The 21118-nt window shown below is 71.1% G+C and carries 19 protein-coding genes and 1 pseudogene; 8 read left to right on the plus strand and 12 right to left on the minus strand.

Going from position 1 to position 21118, the window contains the following annotated elements; genetic code table 11:
- Window positions 1–19: 19 nt before the first annotated feature.
- The 9 genes from OG538_RS23465 to OG538_RS23505 form a co-directional block, all read right to left on the minus strand.
- Window positions 20–1276 (minus strand): DNA cytosine methyltransferase, encoded by a 1257-nt coding sequence (locus tag OG538_RS23465; RefSeq protein ID WP_406096626.1) that lies wholly within the window; start codon window positions 1274–1276, stop codon window positions 20–22.
- Between the two features lie 29 nt (window positions 1277–1305).
- The gene (locus tag OG538_RS23470; RefSeq protein ID WP_406096628.1) at window positions 1306–2298 is read right to left on the minus strand and encodes a DNA cytosine methyltransferase; all 993 of its coding nucleotides are present in this window, start codon (window positions 2296–2298) and stop codon (window positions 1306–1308) included.
- A complete protein-coding gene (locus OG538_RS23475) occupies window positions 2295–2747 on the minus strand; it encodes a very short patch repair endonuclease (protein ID WP_406100271.1) in 453 nt (150 codons plus the stop codon). The genes OG538_RS23470 and OG538_RS23475 overlap by 4 nt, the downstream gene beginning before the upstream one ends.
- Window positions 2748–2761: 14 nt before the next feature.
- A complete protein-coding gene (locus OG538_RS23480; protein WP_406096630.1) occupies window positions 2762–5686 on the minus strand; it encodes a Z1 domain-containing protein in 2925 nt (974 codons plus the stop codon).
- Between the two features lie 47 nt (window positions 5687–5733).
- Entirely contained in the window at window positions 5734–7263 is a 1530-nt protein-coding gene (locus OG538_RS23485; protein WP_406096632.1) for an ATP-binding protein, read from the minus strand.
- Between the two features lie 143 nt (window positions 7264–7406).
- The gene (locus OG538_RS23490) at window positions 7407–8018 is read right to left on the minus strand and encodes a hypothetical protein (protein ID WP_406096634.1); all 612 of its coding nucleotides are present in this window, start codon (window positions 8016–8018) and stop codon (window positions 7407–7409) included.
- Window positions 8019–8226: 208 nt separating this feature from the next.
- Window positions 8227–9111 carry a fructosamine kinase family protein gene (locus tag OG538_RS23495; RefSeq protein ID WP_406096636.1) on the minus strand — a complete coding sequence of 295 codons (885 nt, stop codon included), beginning with the start codon at window positions 9109–9111 and terminating at the stop codon, window positions 8227–8229.
- Between the two features lie 91 nt (window positions 9112–9202).
- Window positions 9203–9709: a GNAT family N-acetyltransferase gene (locus tag OG538_RS23500; protein WP_406096638.1), complete on the minus strand. Its 507-nt coding sequence runs from the start codon at window positions 9707–9709 to the stop codon at window positions 9203–9205.
- 134 nt (window positions 9710–9843) lie between these two features.
- On the minus strand, window positions 9844–10851 hold the full coding sequence (locus OG538_RS23505) for an SEC-C metal-binding domain-containing protein (RefSeq protein ID WP_406096640.1): 1008 nt from the start codon (window positions 10849–10851) through the stop codon (window positions 9844–9846).
- Between the two features lie 87 nt (window positions 10852–10938).
- Here OG538_RS23505 and OG538_RS23510 point away from each other — a divergent pair, with 87 nt between their 5' ends.
- The 3 genes from OG538_RS23510 to OG538_RS23520 all read left to right on the plus strand — a co-directional run bounded on the left by OG538_RS23510 (window position 10939) and on the right by OG538_RS23520 (window position 13453).
- Complete coding sequence (locus OG538_RS23510; protein WP_406096642.1) at window positions 10939–11736, plus strand: class E sortase; 798 nt, start codon at window positions 10939–10941, stop codon at window positions 11734–11736.
- A gap of 62 nt (window positions 11737–11798) precedes the next feature.
- The gene (locus OG538_RS23515) at window positions 11799–11957 is read left to right on the plus strand and encodes a DUF3311 domain-containing protein (RefSeq protein WP_356321379.1); all 159 of its coding nucleotides are present in this window, start codon (window positions 11799–11801) and stop codon (window positions 11955–11957) included.
- Window positions 11954–13453 (plus strand): sodium:solute symporter, encoded by a 1500-nt coding sequence (locus tag OG538_RS23520; RefSeq protein WP_406096644.1) that lies wholly within the window; start codon window positions 11954–11956, stop codon window positions 13451–13453. Before OG538_RS23515 ends, OG538_RS23520 begins: the two co-directional genes overlap by 4 nt.
- A gap of 12 nt (window positions 13454–13465) precedes the next feature.
- Here the strand turns inward: OG538_RS23520 and OG538_RS23525 are convergent.
- A pseudogene (locus OG538_RS23525) lies at window positions 13466–14874 on the minus strand (MFS transporter).
- Between the two features lie 165 nt (window positions 14875–15039).
- Here OG538_RS23525 and OG538_RS23530 point away from each other — a divergent pair.
- The 4 genes from OG538_RS23530 (at window position 15040) to OG538_RS23545 (ending at window position 17875) form a co-directional block, all read left to right on the plus strand.
- Entirely contained in the window at window positions 15040–15570 is a 531-nt protein-coding gene (locus tag OG538_RS23530; RefSeq protein ID WP_406096646.1) for a winged helix-turn-helix transcriptional regulator, read from the plus strand.
- 62 nt (window positions 15571–15632) lie between these two features.
- Window positions 15633–15968 (plus strand): DUF6412 domain-containing protein, encoded by a 336-nt coding sequence (locus OG538_RS23535; protein ID WP_406096648.1) that lies wholly within the window; start codon window positions 15633–15635, stop codon window positions 15966–15968.
- 131 nt (window positions 15969–16099) lie between these two features.
- The gene (locus tag OG538_RS23540; RefSeq protein ID WP_406096650.1) at window positions 16100–16870 is read left to right on the plus strand and encodes a YidC/Oxa1 family membrane protein insertase; all 771 of its coding nucleotides are present in this window, start codon (window positions 16100–16102) and stop codon (window positions 16868–16870) included.
- A gap of 144 nt (window positions 16871–17014) precedes the next feature.
- On the plus strand, window positions 17015–17875 hold the full coding sequence (locus OG538_RS23545) for a fumarylacetoacetate hydrolase family protein (RefSeq protein WP_406096652.1): 861 nt from the start codon (window positions 17015–17017) through the stop codon (window positions 17873–17875).
- A gap of 51 nt (window positions 17876–17926) precedes the next feature.
- Here OG538_RS23545 and OG538_RS23550 read toward each other — a convergent pair whose 3' ends face one another.
- Together OG538_RS23550 and OG538_RS23555 are read right to left on the minus strand one after the other, a co-directional pair.
- Complete coding sequence (locus OG538_RS23550; protein WP_406096654.1) at window positions 17927–18406, minus strand: heme-degrading domain-containing protein; 480 nt, start codon at window positions 18404–18406, stop codon at window positions 17927–17929.
- Window positions 18403–19569, minus strand: a complete 1167-nt coding sequence (locus OG538_RS23555) for a Gfo/Idh/MocA family oxidoreductase (protein ID WP_406096656.1) — start codon at window positions 19567–19569, stop codon at window positions 18403–18405. Before OG538_RS23555 ends, OG538_RS23550 begins: the two co-directional genes overlap by 4 nt.
- 56 nt (window positions 19570–19625) lie before the next feature.
- Between OG538_RS23555 and OG538_RS23560 the strand changes: the two genes are divergently transcribed.
- A complete protein-coding gene (locus OG538_RS23560) occupies window positions 19626–20813 on the plus strand; it encodes an ROK family protein (RefSeq protein ID WP_406096658.1) in 1188 nt (395 codons plus the stop codon).
- Window positions 20814–21118 lie beyond the last annotated feature (305 nt).

Here is a 21118-nt window from a genome sequence, read left to right on the forward strand (position 1 = left end):
GCCGCCGAGGGTCCTCGTATCAGGAGCCTTCGGCGGAGGAGTCTCCCTCCGCCGAAGGCGACCCAGGCTTCCACTCCTCGAGCCGGGTGAACCATTCGTCCTTCGGGACCCCGCGCAGGAGCGCGGCGCTCAGAATGTGGAGCGAGAGACGCGGCGGGACGGCATTGCCGATCTGCTGGGCCACATCGGTGGATTGCCACGGGTAGCGGGCGGGGAACGACTGGAGAAGTCCACCCTCCACGACCGACAGTCGGTCCAGTTCCTCGCCGACCTCCTTCTCGCCCGACTCGCCCTCCTTCAGCAGGAAGAGCCGATTGCGGCGGAACTTGCCGGTGATTGTCGCGGCCGGTTCCTGCGAGGTGCGACGCCCACGGTTCTTCGGGTCGCCGCCCGAGCCGTAGTTGGAGACCAGGACGAAGTCGCGGGGGCGTGTGGCGCCGAGCGCGTCCCCCACCGACACCCAGGGGCTCATCGTCCCGGACTCCTGGGGGTTCCTCGGCGGCGCGAACAGGAAACCGTCCTGCTGCCCGGGGGCCGTGCCCTGGTGCTTCTGAAGCAGTAGGCGCTCGGCTCCCTTGCGGTATCGCTGATGGGTGGCACGAGGGAAGGGAACCTGTCGTCCCGTGTTGTCGGGGTCCCACTGAGCGATCAGCACGGCCCGCCGCCGTGTCTGGGGGACGCCGAAGTCTTCGGCGTGCAGCACATGGGCGTCGGCCGCGTAGCCGGTTCGCCTGAGGAGCGCGGCGTAGTGCTTCCACACCGGCAGCACTGTGGGGACCTGCTCCAGCACCACCACGTCATAGGGCTTGCCGCGCCTGAGCTTCGCTTCCATGATCCAACGCAATGGCTGGAGAACGAACCCCGTGCGTTCGTCGGACATGGAGTCCGTCTCGGTCTTGACTGCCCTCCAAGCAGCTTCGAAGGATGCGAAGTCCTGATGGCCGACCAAGCAACCGGCCAGACGCTTCACGTCGTCCAGGGCCTTGTGACCCTCCCGGTTGCCGGCCACGGAGAACGACTGGCACGGCGGCCCACCGGTGAGGACGTTGGCGCCCCTCACCTGGGGATCGCATGCGCTCAGCGCTGCCACGTCCTTCTCCACCGTGGTGCGAAGGCCGGCCGCGGCGCGCGTCGCGCGGGTCGGGTCGTCCCACTCCACCCCGATGCTCTCCACTCCCATGATCGAGGCCGCGATATCGAGGCCACCCGGACCTGCGAACAGGTCCACGATGCGGAAATCCGCAGGTAGGAGCGGTGGATGAGGTGTGTGGGTCATGGGATTGAAGTGTAGCCGGCCGTTCAAGATCAACTGACCCTCGGACCGACACTGTCTCGCGTGCGGTCATCGCGCAGAGCCTCCGCGACAGCGGCACCCAAGGCGTTCCCCACCGGCGGCGGTGAGGCGTGCCCGATCTGGCGGTACCGGGCCGTCTTCCTGCCTGCGAACAACCAGTCGGGCGGAAACCCCTGCAGCAGCGCGGCCTGCGCGTCCGTGAGCTTGATCATGTCCGGGCAGCTGTCCAGCTCGGGTCCCGGAACCTCGTCGGCCAAGGCGCCCCCGTTGACCCCCATGCGCGCCCAGGCGGCCTTCGTGCCCGTCGGGCCGAGATCGGCGCCCCCTCGATTGTCGGAGCCCCCGACCAGTGTCGGCGCCACGGTGATCGCCCTTGCCGCCCAGGCGTCCGCGCCGCTCCATCCACGAGCGGCCATGGAATGACGCAGTGCCCTGCCCACCGAGACGCGTTCCATCACCGTTCGTACCGGCGGCCGAAAGCGGTCGGAGTATCGCTCCTTGAGAGCCACCAGCACTCCCTGTTTCCGATCCTGTGGCACACCGAAATCTGCTGCGTTCAGCACGAACCAGTGCAGGCGATATCCGAGATGCTCCAGCTCCTTGCGCACGAAATCACGCAAGGGCTCGAACGCCTCGGCGTCGACGAGCCCCGGCACGTTCTCAATGATCATGGCGCGTGGCTGGATCGAATACGCGAGGAGGACCGTCGCCTGCAGTAGACGTTCCTCCTCCTCGGTCTCGGCCCTTGCCGCAGTCGCACTCGACTTCACACGGGGCAGCCCGGCGGACAGCAGATCGACGTCGTACGTCTGTGGGTGCTCGTCCGGAACGAAGTCCAGGAGGTCCATCTCCCGGACGTCCCACTGCGGTCGGTTCATGTGCAACGTCTCGCAGGCAACGGGTTTGTTGTCCAGCAACAGCACCGGATCGAACCCCGCCCGTTCCAGTCCGAGGGCCAGCCCTCCGGCCCCCGCGCACACGTCCACGAACCGTAATCCGGTCACAAGCCCTCACCTTCTGATCCTGTCCGCTCAGCGGACTTCTTTGAATCGACGACTTCCGCCACCTGCTCGGCGACCAGTACGGGGGACTGGTGCTCCCAGAAGCGCAGGACCGTCCACCCCTCGGTGACCAGATGCGCCGTGGTCTCGGCGTCCCGGGCCATGTTGCGATCGAGCTTCTGCCGCCACCACTCGGCGTTCGCCTTCGGTTGCGTGGCGTGCTCGGGGCAGCCGTGCCAGAAACAGCCGTCCATGAACACGGCGACCTTGGCCCGCGTGAAGGCGATATCGATGGTCCGCCGGGGCATGTGAGGCACCCGCTCGTTGAGGCGATACCGGTAGCCGGACGCATGCAACAGCTTCCGGACCGCCACCTCGGGGGCAGTGTCGCGGCTGGCTTGGCGACTCATCCGGGCGGCGACGCCGGGAGAGGACGGTTTGACGATGGTCATCACTGCCAAGTCTCCTACGAGCCGACCCGTCCCCGATCGATGATGGCGGAATCGCGCCTGTTCGAATCGATGGCACGGAATCGCACCAGACTCTGCTGTCCGGTGTTCCGTGCAGCCGGGGCCACGAGGGAGAAGGCCATGACGACGTTCCCGGGATCGATCGCACCGCCGGAGGAGAGCCGGGGCTCGTCCTCGATCACCGGGTAGAGAACCAGGACACCTCGGCTTTCGCGCACGAGTGATTCGACCGAGGGGTCACCCGAGTCACTGAGCGCACCGGCGACCCGCAGAGCGGCACCGCGGTGCTTGGGCTCGCTGATCGCCCCGAAGAGATCGCCGCGACGCCGCGTACGGCGCGCGAGCGAGAGCGGGCGGGATCCCAGAATGCTCGCCTCGTCGCCACGGTCCGACGTCTGCTGCGGAACGATCACCAACCAGTCGTCGATGGTGTTGTCCGCCTCGCCCGCTGAGACGAGGGACTGCAGGTGCGGGGCGAACTGGGTAGGAGCGGACCACTTCAGATCGCACAGGATGCCGATCAATGTCCTGTGGTCGACAGTGCCCAGCACGGCTTCGTAACTGTCGTTCCGTCCGAGCTCGACGGAGGAACATCTCAGCGTGACAGGAGCGGATTTCAGCCCTTCGAGGACAGGCCGCCATACCTCCGCGTTGTGCCGCAGATCCTCCGTCCCCGTCGGGTAAGCCGTAGGCTCCACCCACTGCCCCGGCGACCGGATCTCCACCAGCTCCGCGTTGAACATCTTGTTGCGAGCCGAGGGCCTGATCCAGGACAGGTGCTGGGAGACCAGCGGGGGGATCTGGGCCGGGGTGAGCTGGGGCTTGCCGTCCACCAGGGTGGCGTATCGGGTGAGCTGGGTGCGGAACGTTTCTTCGTCGCGGCAGATGGCCTCGAAGGCCTCGTACAGGTCGACCGTCCTCGACTTGCCCAGGGCTTCCTCGCGGCCGATGTACAGGCGGACCAGGTCGCGGTAGCCGGGGCGGAAGCCGAACCAGCGGCCCATCTGCATCAGGGTGTCGGCCTGCTGGGTGGTGCGGCGGTAGTACGTCACCGTGAGGCCCTCGACAGTGAAGCCGCGAGAGAGCTTGGTGCCGCCGACCAGGATCTTCCACACGTGGGGAGTGCGGTCGAAGTCGAGTTCGGGCTGGGCGTAGTCGCGTTCCGTGTCACCGTTGACCACGAGTACCGGGGTGCCGCCGGAGTTGATCCGTTGGCGGGCGGTCGCGACGTAGCCCTTGAGTTCCTCGTACGACTCCGGGGTGGGCAGCCCGTCGTCCGCGTAGCGCCGGAAGTCGGACTCGAGGAGAGCGGCCAGGCGTTCGTGGCCCTGTCGGCTCGTGTACGCGGCCTGGTGCCACAAGGAGTTGATGCGCAGGGCGAGGGCGGTGTGCTCCGCCATTCTCACCGACTCGTGGACGAGCATCGTGTGATGGCGGAACGGTTCGTCGACGCCGTGGTCCTGGCGGTACAGCTTGAGCGCGCCGGTGAGGATGAAGGCGTCCAGGGCCTCCTGGAGACGGTCTCCCGTGGTCTCGTAGATGCCGCGGATGTGCGTCTCCTCGGCCGAGCCCTCCGCCGCTTCGAGGTCGTGGAAGTCCTGCACGCCCATGTAGCCGGTCGGGCGGGGCAGCGAGATGAGGAAGTCGCGCGGGAAGATGTCCTCCCCGTCGCCCGGGTCGACGAAGACGTTGGCGAACGGGGTCGCGGTGTAGCCGACGTACTGGGCACGCGGCAGCAGCCCGAGCAGCTGGGAGATCTGGCTGTTGATGGCCGTGCGGGCCACCTTGCCGTCCTCCCACTTCTTGGGGTCGGTGGTGTTGACCGAGGCCTGGTCCGACTCGTCGTCGATGATCAGCGCGGGGATCTCGGAGAGGATCGGACCGATCTTCTTGAGGTCCCTGATGAGCCTGTCCAGCACGGACTTGTTCTTCTTCACGACCATGACGCGGGCTGCCGCGTGGTGCAGGTTGGCCGGGTCGTGGAGCGGAAGGGTGCGGGCCTGCTTCTCGAATTCGAGGGCCCGGATGCCGTTCAGCAGGCTCTTGTAGTCGTCGTCGCGGGTGGTGAGGCGTTCGATGTCGAACGCGCCCAGGGCGGACGGGCGGCCGCCGTGACTGACGAACTTCGCCGGCCAGTCCGCGTCGTCCTGGTAGTCGATGCCCACCAGCGCGTCCGGATCCGCCGGGTCGGCGCCGCGCAGGATGTTCTCCTGGCCGATCAGCTCCATGTCCAGGCGGCGCTGGGTCTGGCCGCGCAGGAGGTTCAGAGTGCCGCCGAGCACGATGACCAGACGGTAGCCGGCGTCCATGGCCTTGGCCGTGACGCCCGTGAAGTTGGCGGTCTTGCCCGACTGGACGTAGCCCACGACGAGACCCCGCGCGCCGTACGCCTCGGTCCGTGTGGGATCGGAAAGCCGCTCGACCACGGCATGGCTCGCCTCGTCGAGACCGGCGACCGCCGCGTCCGACCAGCCCTTGCGGCGCAGCAGCTGCTCGTAGGAGTCCCAGTAGAAGGAACGCGCGGCCGCGGTGTCACGGGAGTACCAGGACGCGAACTCCTTGCTGATCACCGTGGGGCCGGGCTCCTTGAACACCGGCACCGCACCGTCGAGTGCCTTGCGCAGGTCGGCGCCGAAGCCCAGTCGGTCGTACGTGTCCGAGCGGCGGGCGTCGGTGCGGGCGGGGGCCTCCGACCAGTCGACCTGTTCCGCCAGGTCCCAGGTGGTCAGAGTGCGGTGCCAGAGCGCGATCAGTCCGTCACCGGGGTCCGCGGCGAGAATCCGGTCACGGAAGTGGCCGAGCGCGGTGTCGGCGGGTTCCTCGGCCTCGGAGAGCACGAAGGCGAGCTTGGCGAAGAGCTTCGGACCGCGCCGCATCGCGGCCAGCACATCGCCGTGCAGGGTGAACAGGTGGTCGGTCATGGCGTCGCGGCTCTCTCAGGTCGGAACGGGGTCGGGGACGGGGTGGTTCAGCGTTCGAGCTCGCAGCGCGCCGCCGTCACCAGGACGCTGTTCCACAGGGCCACGTTGTCGGTGTGGACGGCCCGCACCCGCTCCTTCTGGAAGATCTCGTTGACCATGAGGTAGAGCATGCTCTTCACCACGGGGGCGTCGTTCAGGCCCCCGCGGCGGCCCCCGTTGAGGACCTGTCGGTACTCCTTGTTGAGCCGCACCTCCCGCTGCTCGCGGTCGATCTCGAAGAACACGTCCGACGGAAGCGCGTCCCAGCGGAAGGCGATCGGGTCCTCGCCCTCCAGCTCCGGCAGCTCGTCGCGCAGCGTGCGCCGCAGCTTGGGGTCCATGCCCTTGCCGGCCGGGAGGACGGCCTTGCGCTGAGGCTCGGTCGCGCGCCTGGCGGCCTCCCGGTAGGTGGCCGCCGCCTCCTGCACGTACGTACCGAAGGTGTGGCCCCCGCCGTCCACGGCCTGCTCCAGGCCGCGGGCGAACGCGGGTGTGACGGTCACGCCGTCCTTCTTCACCGTGAGACCGAAGACGTCGTTCGGCGCGGAAGGCAGATCGACTGCGATCCGGGCGAGGGCGAGGTGGCCCTCGGGGCTGCGGGTGCTGTTCCAGCCGCCCGCCTGGACCAGCCGGTTGTTGCGGTAGATGTAGAAACCCTGGCGTTCGGCGAGCGGGCCGATGCCGCGGTAACTGACGAGGGGCGACTTGGGCGGCCAGATGTGCGCGGTGAGCTCGACCTCGCCGACGCCCTGGACGGGTGCGGTGTACGTACGCGGGAAGCCGGCCCGGCCGGGCACCCGGTAGCCGAACGGGTCGATCGGTTCGACGCCGCGGTGGTCCAGCTCCTCCTTGGTCCGGACGTCCTCGACCACGATGTCGATGTTGAAGTCATCGCGGACGAGGAACCGGTGGAGGTGGAGGCCCAGGTGCGTCTCCAGCTTCTCGATCGCGTCGTTGAGGTAGCGGTCGGCCTGGCCGGTGATGACGGTGTCGAAGGCCCGCACGTTGTCCCAGCGCACGATCGTGCCCTGCCACTCGATGAGGCCGTCGTACCGGTCGACGAGGTCCTGGCAGTACCCCGGGTCGACGATGTCGCAGGTGAAGTCGGCCTGGGCGCGGGCCGTCAGCCAGCGGCGGCCGGTGGACGGGCTGCGCTTGGTGCGGCTGATGACGGTCAGTGAGTCGGCATGCGAGAGGGACGCGGCCTTGAGACCCGCGCCGAAGTGTCCGAGGGCGTCGTCATCGTAGTTCTGCCGGCCGCCGACCGTCATCGCGGTGTCCAGGCCCGCGTCGTCCATCCCGTAGCCGTCGTCTATGACGAGCAGGCTGACCAGACGGTCCTCGTCGCGCAGAAAGCTGACGACGACGTTACGGGCGCCCGCGTCGATGGAGTTGTCGACCAGGTCGGCGATGGCTGCCTCGAACCCGTACCCCTGATGCGTCAGCGACTCGACGTAGCGGGCGGCCGGCGGGAGCCGCTTGGTGCCGGTGGTGGGGACCTCGAACTGCCAGTCGGCAGAGGGCTGGTAGGGCGGCATGAAGACTTCCTCGCGCACACAGAGCTGAGACCTGCGTGGGAGGTGCGGCCCTGGAATGAGTGGTGGACTGTGATGATATTGCAAAGGTCGGACAGGGGGGAATCCCAGTGACAAATGCGCTGCCGGTCGGTGAGTCCGATCCCCTAACCCCCGAACCACGCCCGGCACTCCGGCTGGTTCGGCCGGACGACGAGCAGGATCGCCAGGACGAGCCAGACCAGGGTCAGGATCAGGACCGGCATGAACATCATCACCACCACCGTGAAGGCCAGGGCCGCCCAGCCGTAGGCGATGGCTGAATTGCGCACGTTGGGGAGGCGGGTGGGGAACTTGAGAGCCGTGAGGATGCCCCAGGCGCCCATCGCCATGATGAGCAGGCCGACGAAGACCACCGTGCCCGAGTGGGACTCGCCGGTGGCCTGGCGGGCGTACGCCGGTGCGTCGTCCTCGCCCCAGAGGGAGGTGGCGATGGCGACGCTGTTGGTCACCAGGGCCAGGCCGAGGACGGCCTGGAGACCGCCGACGACCATCATGAGGGTGCGCAGGCTGCTGACCGGGGCGGGCATCGGGACGCTGCCCGGGAACGGGCCGCCGCCGAATCCGGCCGGTCCGCCGGAGCCGGGCGGGCCCGGGGGGCGGGGCGGTTCGCTGGGGCCCGGGTTGCCGCGGGCCCAAGGGCGTTGGGGTGGAGGGTTGTTGTCCGGCGCAGCCGGGCCGTCCGTGCCCATCCGGTGGCCTCCCCCGAAGCGGTCCATGGTCCAGGAGGCCAGGATCGGTGGGTGCGGTGTGCTTGGCCAGAGGTAAGTCGGCCATGTCGGCGGTGACCGTTCCCGCGCATCCGTCCCGGGCGGGGTGGGACGGATGCGCGGGGTGGGACGGATGTGCGGGGTGGGACGGATGTGCGGGGTGCCCGCGCCCGGTTTGCGCCGGGCCCGTCGGTCGGGCCGGGGGCGGATCCGGCGCCTACGAACGGAACGGCCTGAGCGTGGCGCGGACCGTCTCCGCCGCCCCCCAGTCGTGGTCGAACTGGGCGATGACGGCCAGGTGCTGGCGCAGCTGGATGATCGGCATCCTGGCGGGCCAGTCGTCGTCGAGTCCGGTCAGCTCCGCGTACCGTGCGAAGAACGGCTTCGCCTCGGGCGGGTGCGGCGAGGTCCACAGATGGGCCAGATCCACTTCGGGCCACATGTAGGAGACCGCCGGGTCGATCAGGGCGGGCTGTCCGTCCGGGGTCGCGAGGATGTTGTGCGCCCACAGGTCGCCGTGGGTCAGGCAGGCCGGACGGGAGGGCAGCAGTTCGGGCAGTCGCTCGCACAGTCGCTCCAGCGCACGCCGGTCCTGCTCGTCCAGCGCTGCCCTGACCCGGGGTTCCGGCAGCCAGCGGAGCAGGCGGCTCCGGGCGAAGAAGGCGTGTCCGTCGGTGTTCCAGGTGTTGTCCTGCGGGGAGCGCCCCAGCCAGTTGTCACGGGACCAGCCGAAGCGGTCGTGGACGGTGGTGGTGTGCAGCCGGGCGAGGGTGTGGGCGAGTTGCTCCCAGAAGTCCTCGCGCGCCGGACGCGCCTGGAGGACGGAGAGCACCAGCACGTCCCGGCTCGCGCACACCACGTCCGGAGTGGTGGCCCCGCCCAGTTCGCGCAACGCCCGGAGCCCTTCGGCCTCCGCTGCGAACAGGCCGTCAGCAGGCGTGTCGTGGAAGGCCTTCACGAACACGGGCGGACCCTCGCGGCGCGTCGCGATACCCGCGAGGGCGGCCAAGCCCCCCTCCGCGGGAGTCACCGACACCGCGTCGTTCAGCCCGGCCCGGTGCAGCCGGTCCAGAAGGAGGGAAGGCGTGGTTGGCATGGACATGGGCGGACGCTATCGCACGGGGCGGTGCCTACGTCACCGCAACTGCCCTGTCACGCAGCCCGGGTGGGAGGCGGTGTGCCGGGTGGTGATGTCAGGCCTGTCCGGAGGGCTCGGCCGGCAGCTTCCGTACGTAGCCCACCCCCCGCTTCCCTCCCAGCACCGGCTCCTCTCCCGTCGGGACGAACCCCGTGCGCGTCAGGACCGACCGTGAGGCGGTGTTGGTGGCAGCGGCCGCCGCGTGCAGCCTCGTCAGGGCGTACGTGGTGGTGCAGAGCGTGAACAGCCGGTGGACCGCGGCCGTCGCCAGGCCGCGGCCCGTGGCCTTCTCGGCCAGGCGGAAGCCCAGGTGTGCGGCGCCGTCCGCCACGTCCACCAGGTTGAACCTGCCCAGCACCTCGCCGTCCTCCGCGACCAGCACGTGGAAGTGGCAGGCACCGGTGGCCTGTTCGGCGATGCGTTCCGCGAGCTCGGCGGCGAAGTGGGTGAAGTACTCGTCGCCGCGGTCCGGCACGGAGGCGGCGAAGAAGGCGCGGTTCTCCTCCTCGAACGCGAGGAGGGCCGGGGCGTGCTCGGGGCGCAGGCGCTGGAGTTCGGGCATGGCGGCAGGGTATGCGGGCGGGGCGGCCGAGGGCATCGGAAATCGACCGGGGCGGGACGGGCCGGGATCGGCCGGGGCGGGGGGCCCGGGGGCGGCCCCGCCCCGCTCTCGGAAGGGCCCGCCCCGAAGCCGTACTACGCCGCCGCGCCCCCGTGGCAGTCCCGGTACGACCGCCCCGAGCCGCACCAGCACGCCGCGCTTCTCGCAGGCGGCCACGGGACCGCGCGGCCGCGGGCCGCCAGGGTCGTCGCGTACTGGGGGAGCAGGTCCGGATCGGACGGGGAGGCGGCCTCGGAAGCGGCGAACGCCTCGTACGACGGGACCGTGCCCGTCACGATGCCGAGGTTCGGGGTCCCCGCCGCGTGCAGGTCGCGGAGCGCCGCCTCCAGGCGGGCCAGGTGGTCCGGGTGCGAGGTGTACTCGCTGCCGAGGCCGGGGTACGCGGTGAGGAGTTCGCGCAGTTCGGGCTCCGGCCAGTGGAGCACCGCCACCGGGAACGGACGGGACAGGGCCGTGCGGTACGTGCCCAGTTCTGCGCGCAGGCGGGTGATCTCGGCCCGGAGCTCGCCCGGGTCCGAGGAGCCGAGCGCCCACAGCCGTTTCGGGTCGTGGAGTTCGTCCAGCGGGACGGCCGCCGTGTGGAGGGCGTCGGCCAGCTCGTCCCAGGCGTCGTGCGTGACGCCCATCAGACGGCGTACCCGGTGGCGGCCGGTCAGCAGCGACTGGGTGGCGTACGGGACCTCCTCGCCCGGGGCGATGAGCAGGGTGAGGGCCGTGGAGAAGTAGTCGTGGGCCGCTTCGAGCTCGTCGTGGGCCTCCAGGGTCTCGGCCGCGATCTCCCACGGGGCCGCCTCCAGCGGACCGGCCGCGCGGATCCCGTCGATGATCGCGCGGGCTTCCGCCTCGTGGCCGTACTCCCACAGGTTGGCGGCGTTGAGAGCCTTGACCAGGTAGGGGTGTTCGGTGTCGGGGTCGCTGAGCAGGGCGTCGTAGAGCGTGGTGGCACGGGTGCGGTCACCGGCGAGTTCCAGATGGGCCGCCGCCTGGAGGAGCAGCGGTTCGTGGTCCTCGGGGTACTGCGCCGCGGTGCGCAGCAGGCGCTCGGCTTCGGTGGTGTGGTCAGCAGGCGTGTCGGGGCGCATGCACCACACGGTACTGCTGGACGGGCGCGGCACGGAGGCCTGTTCCCGCTCTGGAGAGTTACGGGCCCTGGCCCTATCGTGCGGGCCGTGCGTCAGCGGATACGTGAGCGGATACCGGTGGTGGTGCAGCGCGACCCGCGCGGGAGGCGGCTGGCCGCGCGCGGGCTGTGGACGGGCGCGGAGCTGGTGGTGACCCTCGGTGTCGTCCTGCTGCTGCTCGTCGCCCATCAGCTGTGGTGGACCAACCGGCAGGCGCACGCCGAAGCCGCCGACACCGTACGGGCCCTTCAGCGGGACTGGGGGGAGCCCGCGGGGGTGGATCCGCCGGTGGCGGAGGCATCCCCGGAGCCCGCGGACGGCGACAGTCCCGTCGTGGGGGAGAAGGGCGGCGGAGGCGGGGAAGGGCGGACCGCCGGCGCGCCCGCACCCCGCCGGTCCCAGGCGTACGCCGTCATCCGTGTCCCACGCATCGGGCTGACCGCGCCCGTCGCCCAGGGCATCAGCAAGCACGGGGTCCTGGACAAGGGGTACGTCGGTCACTATCCGGGCACCGCGCAGCCCGGCGGCTCCGGGAACTTCGCGCTCGCCGGGCACCGCAACACCCACGGCGAGCCGTTCCGCTACATCAACCGGTTGCGGCCCGGCGACCGGATCACCGTCGAGACCCGGGACGCCGTCTACACGTACACCGTCGACAGGACCCTCGCCCGCACCCAGCCGGGCGACGGCGGTGTCGTCGCCGCCGTGCCGCGCAGCAATGTGAAGCCGTACGCGGGCTACCGGACGGCCGGGTCCTATCTGACGCTGACGACCTGCACGCCCGAATTCACCTCCCGGTACCGGCTGGTGGTCTGGGGGAAGCTGACCGGGGTACGGGAGCGCTGACCATCGGGGACGAGGTCGTAAGGTTCTCTGACGTGCTCAGACGACGTCCGCAGTTGTTGTGGTTGCTGGTTCCCTACGTGCTCTACCTGGGGGCGCTGCCGTTCGTGAACCGGGTCGATCCCGTCGTTCTCGGGCTGCCGTTCCTCTTCTTCTGGCTGCTCGGGGCGACCCTGCTCACCCCCGTCGCCGTATGGCTGACCCGGCGGGGTGACCGCCGGTGAACGCCGCCGTCGCGACCTCCGTCTTCGGGGTCTTCATGGTCGCCACCGTGGCCCTCGGCCTGCTCGCCGTGCGCGGGCGGCGCGGGGCGAAGGGCGGTGGGCTCGCCGAGTGGTCGGTGGGCGGGCGCAGCCTGGGGACCGTCTTCATCTGGGTGCTGATGGCGGGTGAGGGCTACACCAGCTTCAGCTACCTCGGCGCTGCCGGGTGGGGCTACAACTACGGGGCGCCCGTCCTGTACGTGGTCGCGTACATGTCCTGCGGTTACGCCCTCGGCTATGTCGTCGGGCCCATGCTCTGGGCGTACGCGCGCAAGCACGGACTCGTCGGGATCACCGACATGGTGGCGCACCGCTTCGGCCGGCCCTGGCTCGGGGCGCTCGTCGCCGTCCTGGCGACCGTGTTCCTGCTCCCGTACATCCAGCTGCAGATCACCGGCATGGGCGTCGTCGTCTCGACCATCTCCTACGGCGCGATCAGCCTGAACTGGGCCTACTTCATCGCCTTCGCGGTCACCACCGGCTTCGTCGTGGTGAGCGGGCTGCGCGGCAGTGCGTGGGTGTCCGTGCTGAAGGACGTGATGGTGATCGCCACGCTCGGCTTCCTCGCCCTCTACGTGCCGTTGCACTACTTCGACGGCTACGGGCCCTTCCTCGACCGGCTCGTCACCGAGAAGAGCGAGTGGCTGACCTTCCCCGGGCACGGGGACAGCGGCCTGGGACAGGCCTGGTTCATCACCACGTCCTTCCTCAACTCCCTCACCGTCGTGATCTTCCCGACGACCGTCGCCGGCTACCTCGGCGCGAGGAACGCCGACGTGCTCCGGCGCAACGCGATGTGGCTGCCCGCCTACAACGTCCTGCTGTTCGTCCCGATGCTGCTCGGGATGGCCGCCCTCTTCGTCGTCCCCGGCCTGGTCGGGGCCGAGTCGAACCTGGCGCTCTTCAAGCTGGTCGTGGACTCGCTGCCGGCCTGGTCGGTCGGGATCATCGGCGTCGCCGCCGCGCTCTCCTCGATCGTGCCGATGGCCGTCTTCATGCTGGTCATCGGCACGATGTGGGGGCGCAGCGTGCTCTCGCTCGTGCCGCGCTGGGAGCAGCGGCAGAAGGGTGTGGCGCAGCTCGTGGTCGTGGTCGCGGGAGGCCTCGCGCTGTTGCTCACGTACACGGCGCCGAACACCCTCGTGCGGCTGTCGCTGATCTCGTACGAGGGCATGGCGCAGTTGCTCCCCATGGTGCTGCTGGGGCTGATGTGGCGACGCCTGACGCTGCTCGGGGCGATGAGCGGGCTGGTCGTCGGGGTGGGGGTGGTGTGCGGGTTCGTGTTCACGGACAACGACCCGGTGTGGGGTGTGAACGCCGGCATCGTCGCGCTGGGCGCCAATCTGGCCGTCGCGCTGGCGGTGACGTACGCCGGACCGCGCGAGCACGATCCGCGGCCGGACGACGAGGTGCTCGCGCGGGACGAGATCGACGACGAGCTCGTACCCGCGGGATGACGGCGGGTGCGGTCAGGTCCGCTCCCGCAGCAGCAGCACGCTGACCGTCGCCACGAGCGCCAGTCCCACCGACAGCAGCAGCGCGCCGTCGGCGCCCGAGTCCGTCGTGGCGACGGCGATCGTCACCGCGACGCCCGCCGACGAGCCGATGTAGCGGGCGGTGTTGTTCGCGCCCGAGCCCATCGCCGCCCGCTCCTGCGGCACCGATTCGATCGCCAGCCGGGGCAGCGCGGCGTTCAGCAGTCCGCTGCCGGCGCCCGACACGATCAGGGCCGGGAGCAGCCGGAGCCACACGCCCGGGCCGGGGTGCCCTTCGGTGTTCAGCGCGCCCAGCAGGGACAGCACGCCCACCGCGTGCAGGACGAAGCCCGCGGCCGGCTGATGGCGGGCCGGCACCCGGCCCGTCAGCCGGCGCGACTGCAGGGCCACGACGAACGCCGTGCCCGACCAGAGCAGGAACAGCCACGCCGCATCGATCGCCGACACCCCGAGCGCCCGCTGGAGCAGAGTCGGCAGATAGCTGAACAGGCCGATCACCGAGAGGCCGGTGAACAGCCCGCCCGCCGACGAGGCCAGGAACGGACGACTGCGCAGCAGGGCCGGATCGATCAGCGGGGCCGCCGCCCGGCGCTCCACCGCGAGGAACACCGGGACCAGTGCGAGCGGCACGATCAGCAGCAGTCCCACGGGGGCGCGCAGCCAGCCGTCCCGGCCGAGGGTCAGCGCGGTCAGCAGCGCCGTCATCGCCAGACCCAGCACCGCCGCGCCCGCCAGGTCCGGGCGGCCGCCGCGCGGGGCCCTGGACTCGTCGAGCACGCGGAAGGCGAAGGCGGCCGTGAAGAGGGAGGCGAGGCCCAGTGCGGCGTACGTCAGCCGCCAGTCGATCGAGCCGAGCGACCCCGCCAGCAGCGGGCCGAGCGCGATCCCCGCGCTCACGAACGCGCCCCAGATCCCCGTCGCCCTGATCCTGGCCGCGCCGGCCGGGAACGCCCCCACGAGCAGCCCCAGGCTCGTGGCCAGGATCGCGGCGCTCGCCGCCCCCTGGGCCGCCCGGGCCAGCGTGAACGTGAAGGTGTCGGTCGCAAGGGCGCCGAGCCCGGCGGTGAGGCCGAGGGCGAGCGTGCCGATCAGGAACAGTCTGCGCCGGCCGTAGTCGTCGGCGAGGCTGCCCGCGACCAGCAGCACGACGGCCAGTCCGAGCGGGGTGCCGTTGAGCAGCCAGGCCTGACCGGAGGGCGGGGTGGCCAGGGCGGCCGAGATGCCGGGGAGCGCCGTCATCGGGGCGGTGTAGTCATCAGCGCCACGGCGGTGGCGGCGGAGGTGATCGCGAGGGTCGGTCCGGAGCGTGGGCGGGGATGAGCGGGGCCGGGCGGCGGTGCGGTGACCGACTGGGCTGGGCGGGGGCGTAAGGACTGGGACATGGCATCGCTCCGGGAGTTCGCCGGGTTCGAGCGGCCGTCGTGCGACCGGCCCGCGGGGGGGCGCGGGACTTCCCCGAGTGGGTTCGGTGAATGAACTCATGTCGAGAGCGCTGACGCTAGCACGGTGGGTTCATTCATCGAACCCAGGAGGAGTAAAGTGCCCCCATGGCTCTCGGCAAGGACTACGCGCACCAGCAGTGCTCCATCGCCCGCGCACTCGAAGTGGTCGGCGAGCGCTGGACCCTCCTGGTGGTGCGCGATGCGTTCTACGGCGTACGCCGGTACAACGACTTCCTTGTGCACCTCGGTATCCCGCGCGCCGTCCTCGCCACCCGGCTTCAGTCCCTCACGGAGGCCGGGATCATGGAGAAGCGCCGCTACCAGGAGTCGCCGCCGCGCGAGGAGTACGTCCTGACCGACAGCGGCAAGGCGCTCTGGCCCGTCGTCTGCACCCTCGGGGGATGGGGGCGCAACCACCTCCCCAGCACCCGCCCGACGCGCCTCTTCCTCCACGCCGCCTGCGGTACGGAACTGAACGCGTACGGCACCTGCCCGGCCTGCTCCGTCCCCGTGCCGCCCGAGGACATCGAGATGAGGCCCGGCGACGGGTTCGACAGGAACACCGACAACCCGGTCAGCCGCGCACTGCTCGCGCCCCGTCGACTCCTGATGCCCCTCGAAGTCGATCGTGTATAACGGTTAATGGTTGAAGTGCCGCGCCATCGCGCGGCCGCAGGTGAGCGGAAGGGGGAGGAACCATGGACGCACGCGCCGCGAACCGCATGCGCGGGGCCCTCGCCCGGGTCCTGCGGCCCGCCGGGCTCCTGCTCTTCTTCCTCACCGAGGTCCTGCTCGCCGAGGGCGGCAGCCTCTCCGCCGCCGTCGCGCTCGCCGCCACCGCGGCCGCCGGCACGGCGCTCGTCGCCTGCTCGGTCATCAGCGCGCGCTGCGCCGTCCCGGTGCCCCGCACCCGGGTCCGTACCGCGATGCGCGACCGGGAGAAACGCACCGCGTTCCTTCCGCAGCGGGACCCCGACGCCAAGGGGCGCCGGCGTCCCCGAGCCCCCGGCCACGTCCTCCTGACGGCCGCGTAGGGCTCGCCCCCTTCCCTTTTTCCCGCACCGCATCCGCACACCGGCTGCGGTGACGCGGGGCGCCCCGCGCGGATCGTCATGCCGAAGCTGATCCACATCCCGGCACGACGAGACCCCCGGAGGGCTCATCCATGTCCGCCTTCATGTCCGCATTCGCCAGCCTGGTCGGCGCCCTCGCCGACGCGCTGCACCCGCTCTTCCAGAACGCGTCCACCGCCGCCGCGATCATCCTGTTCACCGCGCTGGTGCGGCTCGCCGTGCACCCCCTGTCCCGGGCCGCGGCACGTGGACAGAAGGCGCAGCGCCGACTCCAGCCGCAGATCGCCGAACTGCGCAAGAAGCACAAGAAGAACCCCGAGCGGATGCAGAAGGCGCTCATGGAGCTGCACAAGGAGGAGAAGGTGTCCCCGCTCTCCGGCTGCCTGCCGAGCCTCCTGCAGATGCCGGCCTTCTTCCTGCTCTACCACCTCTTCTCCAGTACGAAGATCGGCGACGACGCCAACGAACTCCTCGGCCACCAGCTCCTCGGTGCCCCGCTCGGCGAGCGCTGGCACGACGCGATCGCGGACGGCGGGATCTTCGGGGCGCAGGGCCTCGTGTATGTGGGGCTGTTCGCGGTCGTCGCCGCCGTCGCCACGTTCAACTACGGGCGGACCAAGCGCCAGATGGCCGCCAATCCCGTCACCCCGGCCACCGGCCCCGACGGACAGCCGGTCCCGGGCATGGGCGCCATGACGAAGGTGATGCCGCTGATGTCCTTCTTCACCCTCTTCACCGTGGCCTTCGTGCCGCTGGCCGCAGCGCTGTACGTCGTCACGAGCACCACCTGGACCGCGATCGAGCGGGCCTACCTCTACCGCGACATGCCGGCCGCGGGCGCTGCCATGGCCACGGCGGTGTAAGCGCCGACGCGAGCGCTGCGGTCCAGTGTGTGAACAGGGTCTTGCGGAGTGATCGGATGTCTTGGAGGATCGGACAAGCCTGCGATGGCCGCCACCCATCCGACGGGCCCATCTCGACCAAGAGACCCAAGGAGGGGAAGACCGTTGAAGCTGCTTCGTGTGGGTACGGCAGGCGCGGAACGACCGGCACTGCTGGACGAGGACGGAACCCTGCGTGACCTGTCGGGGATCGTCACCGACATCGACAGCGCGCTGCTCGCCGACGAGGACGAGCTCGCCCGGGTGCGGGCCGCAGCGGCCGCGCCCGGGGAGCTGCCCGCGCTCGACGCCGAAGGGCTGCGGGTGGGTCCGCCGCTCGCCCGGATCGGCAAGATCGTGTGCATCGGGCTGAACTACCACGACCACGCCACGGAGACCGGCGCCCAGATCCCGGGTGAGCCGATCCTGTTCTTCAAGGCGCCGGACACGGTCGTCGGACCGGAGGACACCGTGCTCGTGCCGCGCGGCAGCGAGAAGACCGACTGGGAGGTCGAGCTCGCCGTCGTCATCGGGCGCACCGCCCGGTACCTGGACTCCGCGGAGGAAGGACTCGCGCACGTCGCCGGCTACGCGGTGGCGCACGACGTCTCGGAGCGCGCGTTCCAGATCGAGCGCGGCGGCACGTGGGACAAGGGGAAGAACTGCGAGACGTTCAACCCGCTGGGCCCCTGGCTGGTGACGGCCGACGAGGTCGCCGACCCGCAGGCCCTGCCGCTGAAGCTCTGGGTCAACGGCGAACTGAAGCAGGACGGCACGACGGCCGACCAGATCTTCCCGGTCGGCGAGGTCGTGCGCTACCTGAGCCACTTCATGACGCTCTACCCGGGCGACGTGATCAACACCGGCACGCCCGCGGGGGTGGCGATGGGGCAGCCCGAGCCGAAGCCGTATCTGCGGGCCGGGGATGTCGTGGAGCTGGAGATCGCCGGCCTCGGACGGCAGCGTCAGGAACTGAAGGACGCGTAAAGATCGGAGGGGTGGGTGCTGCCCGGCGGCGGCGCCCACCCCGTACGCACCTCAGTCGCTGATCTGCGTGGCGAACTGCTCCAGTGCCTCGACCACCAGCGCGTGGTCCTCCGCCTGCGGCAGCCCCGACACCGTGACCGAGCCGATGACGCCGGCACCCTCGACCGCGATCGGGAACGAACCGCCGTGCGCGGCGTACGTGTCCGGATCCAGGCGTGAAGCCTCGTCGAACGTCGTCCCCTTGGCCCGGAACCGCGTCCCGACCAGGTACGAGCTCTCGCCGTACCGCTCGACGACCTTGCGCTTGCGGTCGATCCACGCGTCGTTGTCCGCGCTCGAACCGGGCAGCGCCGCATGGAACAGCTGCTGGGCGCCGCGCCGGATGTCGATCGCGACCGGCGCGTGCCGCTCCCGGGCCAGGGCGACCAGCAGGCGCCCGAGCGCGTACGCGTCGTCGTACCCGAAGTGCGGCAGCGTCAGCCGGCGCTCCTGAGCGATCAGCTCGGAGATGGTCGGAGCGGTGGGATTCATGCGGACTGCTCCTCGGTGGCGTGAGCGGTGGCGGACACGGATGCGGATGCCGACGGCAGGGTGACCGTGATCCCTTCGCGGGCCGAACGGCGGGCGGCCTCCAGGACGTCCAGCGCGGCTGCCGCCTGAAGGGCGGTCACCGGATTCTCGCCCTTCCCGCGCAGCGCGTCGGCGACCGCCGCGTAGTACGCGGGGTAGTCGCCGGGCAGCGTACGGACGGCGGTGCCGCCGCCCGTGAGCGGGGACTCGCCCGAACCGAGCCGGCCCCACAGCGCCTGGTCCTCCACACCCCACGGACCGTCCGCCATCGGGCGCACGCCCTCGCGCAGGGCGGCCTCCTGGGGGTCGAGGCCGTACTTCACGAATCCGGCGGCCGAGCCGAGAACCCGGAAGCGCGGGCCGAGCTGGGCCGTCGTCGCGCTGACGTACAGATGCGAGCGGACCCCGTTCGTGTGGGTGATGGCCAGGAAGGTGTCGTCGTCCGCCGCCGCACCGGGGCGGCGGACGTCCGACTCCGCGTACACCTGGGCCGCCGGTCCGAACAGGACCAGTGCCTGGTCGACGACATGGCTGCCCAGGTCGTAGAGCAGCCCGCCGATCTCCGCCGGGTCGCCCGACTCGCGCCAGCCGCCCTTCGGCTGCGGGCGCCACCGCTCGAAGCGGGACTCGAAGCGCTGCACGTCACCCAGCTCGCCATCGGCGATCAGGGCGCGCAGGGTGAGGAAGTCGTTGTCCCAGCGGCGGTTCTGGAAGACCGAGAGCAGCAGCCCGCGCTCCTCGGCCAGGGCGGCCAGCTCCCGGGCCTCGGCAGCCGTACCCGCGACCGGCTTGTCCACGACCACCGGCAGACCGGCCTTCAGCGCGGCCGTCGCGAGCGGGACATGGGTCTTGTTCGGCGACGCGATCACGATCAGGTCGAGCTCGTCCGAACGCTCCCACAGCTCGTCCGGCGAGGCGGCGAACCGAACGGCGGGGAACTCGGCGCGCGCCTGCTCCCGGCGCTCCTCGTTCGACGTGACGACCGTGTCCAGGACGAGGCCCTCGGTCGCGGCGATCAGCGGGGCGTGGAAGACGGAACCCGCCAGGCCGTAGCCGACGAGTCCGACGCGCAAGGGGGTGGTCCCGGACGATCCGGAGGTCTCGTGAGTCGCGTGGGCAGTCATGCGTTCCACTTTCGCAACGCTGTTGCCAAAGTGCAAGCGCGGGAGACAATGGGGCCGTGAACAGGAGTAACAGCGGCGCGAACCTGCCGACACTGCGCAGCCACAACGCGGCGCTCGTGCTGGATCTGCTGCGGGCGGCCGGCGAGCGCGGCATCAGCCGGATCGAGCTCGCCGGGCGGACCGGACTCACCCCGCAGGCCGTCAGCAAGATCACCGCCCGGCTGCGGGACGAAGGGCTGGCCGCCGAGGCCGGGCACCGCGCCTCCACCGGCGGCAAGCCGCGTACCGTGCTGCGGCTGGTGCCGGACGCCGGTCACGCGGTGGGCCTGCACCTGGACAGGGACGAGCTGACCGTGGTGCTCGTCGACCTCGCCGGCACGGTGGCCGCGAGCCGTACGGCCCCGCTGGACCTGGGCGCCCCGGCGGACGTGGTGCTCGGGGCGGCGGCCGGGGCGGTCGCCGCGGTGCGGGGCGACGGCGCGCTGCCGGTGCTCGGGGTGGGCGTGGCCGTACCGGGGCCGCTCGACCACCGGGGCGGGGTGCTGCACCGCGTCACCGGGTTCCCGCAGTGGGACGGCTACCCGCTCCGGGACGCGCTTGCCGCGCGGACCGGGCTCCCCGTCGTCATCGACAAGGACACCAACGCCGCGGCCCTCGGGCTCGCCCTCCAGGCCCCGGCCCCCGTCGACTTCGCCTACCTCCACCTGGGCACCGGCCTCGGGTCGGGCCTGGTGCTCGGCGGGGCGGTGCACCGGGGGGCCCGCACCGGAGCGGGGGAGTTCGGCCATCAGACCGTCCAGCTGGACGGGGCCCCGTGCAGCTGCGGTGGGCGCGGCTGCATCGAGGCGCTCTGCCTGGCCGCCGTCGACCGGGGCGACATCGCCGAAGCCGCGCGGGTGCTGGGGACCGGCGCAGCCAACCTGGTCGGGTTGCTCGACATCGACCGGGTGGTCCTGGGCGGACGCACGGTCGCCGCCGACCCCGACGCGTACGTCCGAGGAGTGCGCGCGGTGCTCGGTGAACGGGCCCGGCGCGACGGGACGGACGGGGCGCCCGTGCCGGTCGTCGCCTCCGGCCGAGGGGACCGGCCGGTCGCCGAAGGTGCGGCGCAGCTGATCCTCGCCCCGCTGTTCGGCCGCGTGGGGGGTGCGGATACGGACCCCGGCGGGGGCGCGAGTGCCGGCCGGCGGCCGGGTCCCGCCGCCGAGCCCGCCGAGCGCGCCGAGCGCGCCGAGCGCGGCTGACGGCGCGGGGCGGGGGCGGCGCGGCGTCGAGTCGACGCACCCGGAGCGGGCCAGTGCGCTCCGTCTGCGGGCAGGCGGGCACCCCCTTCGCCAGGAACATGGTCCTGTGACCGCCCGGCCTGCGGGCGACGGACCACCGGTGGTCGTGGCACCCCGGCCGGGCGCACCGGGCGACTTCCCGTGACTCTTGCGGTGGCCAGGGAACGGCCGGTTGCGGGGTGAGGGACGGGGGCTGGGCTGATCGAGCGGTCCTGGGCGGCCGTCCGGGCGGTCCGGCGGCATGTCCGTGGCGACCGGGCCGGGTG

It is taken from the genome of Streptomyces sp. NBC_01013 (assembly GCF_045162765.1).
In the GTDB taxonomy this organism is placed as follows: Bacteria; Actinomycetota; Actinomycetes; order Streptomycetales; family Streptomycetaceae; genus Streptomyces.

Coding starts and splice junctions, on each gene's coding strand:
- OG538_RS23550 (WP_406096654.1), bottom strand. CDS start 18,406: ATGAATCCCACCGCTCCGACCATCTCCGAGCTGATCGCTCAGGAGCGC.
- OG538_RS23490 (WP_406096634.1), bottom strand. CDS start 8,018: ATGGACCGCTTCGGGGGAGGCCACCGGATGGGCACGGACGGCCCGGCT.
- OG538_RS23505 (WP_406096640.1), bottom strand. CDS start 10,851: ATGCGCCCCGACACGCCTGCTGACCACACCACCGAAGCCGAGCGCCTG.
- OG538_RS23540 (WP_406096650.1), top strand. CDS start 16,100: ATGTCCGCCTTCATGTCCGCATTCGCCAGCCTGGTCGGCGCCCTCGCC.
- OG538_RS23475 (WP_406100271.1), bottom strand. CDS start 2,747: ATGACCATCGTCAAACCGTCCTCTCCCGGCGTCGCCGCCCGGATGAGT.
- OG538_RS23465 (WP_406096626.1), bottom strand. CDS start 1,276: ATGACCCACACACCTCATCCACCGCTCCTACCTGCGGATTTCCGCATC.
- OG538_RS23555 (WP_406096656.1), bottom strand. CDS start 19,569: ATGACTGCCCACGCGACTCACGAGACCTCCGGATCGTCCGGGACCACC.
- OG538_RS23495 (WP_406096636.1), bottom strand. CDS start 9,111: ATGTCCATGCCAACCACGCCTTCCCTCCTTCTGGACCGGCTGCACCGG.
- OG538_RS23530 (WP_406096646.1), top strand. CDS start 15,040: ATGGCTCTCGGCAAGGACTACGCGCACCAGCAGTGCTCCATCGCCCGC.
- OG538_RS23500 (WP_406096638.1), bottom strand. CDS start 9,709: ATGCCCGAACTCCAGCGCCTGCGCCCCGAGCACGCCCCGGCCCTCCTC.
- OG538_RS23480 (WP_406096630.1), bottom strand. CDS start 5,686: ATGACCGACCACCTGTTCACCCTGCACGGCGATGTGCTGGCCGCGATG.
- OG538_RS23535 (WP_406096648.1), top strand. CDS start 15,633: ATGGACGCACGCGCCGCGAACCGCATGCGCGGGGCCCTCGCCCGGGTC.
- OG538_RS23485 (WP_406096632.1), bottom strand. CDS start 7,263: ATGCCGCCCTACCAGCCCTCTGCCGACTGGCAGTTCGAGGTCCCCACC.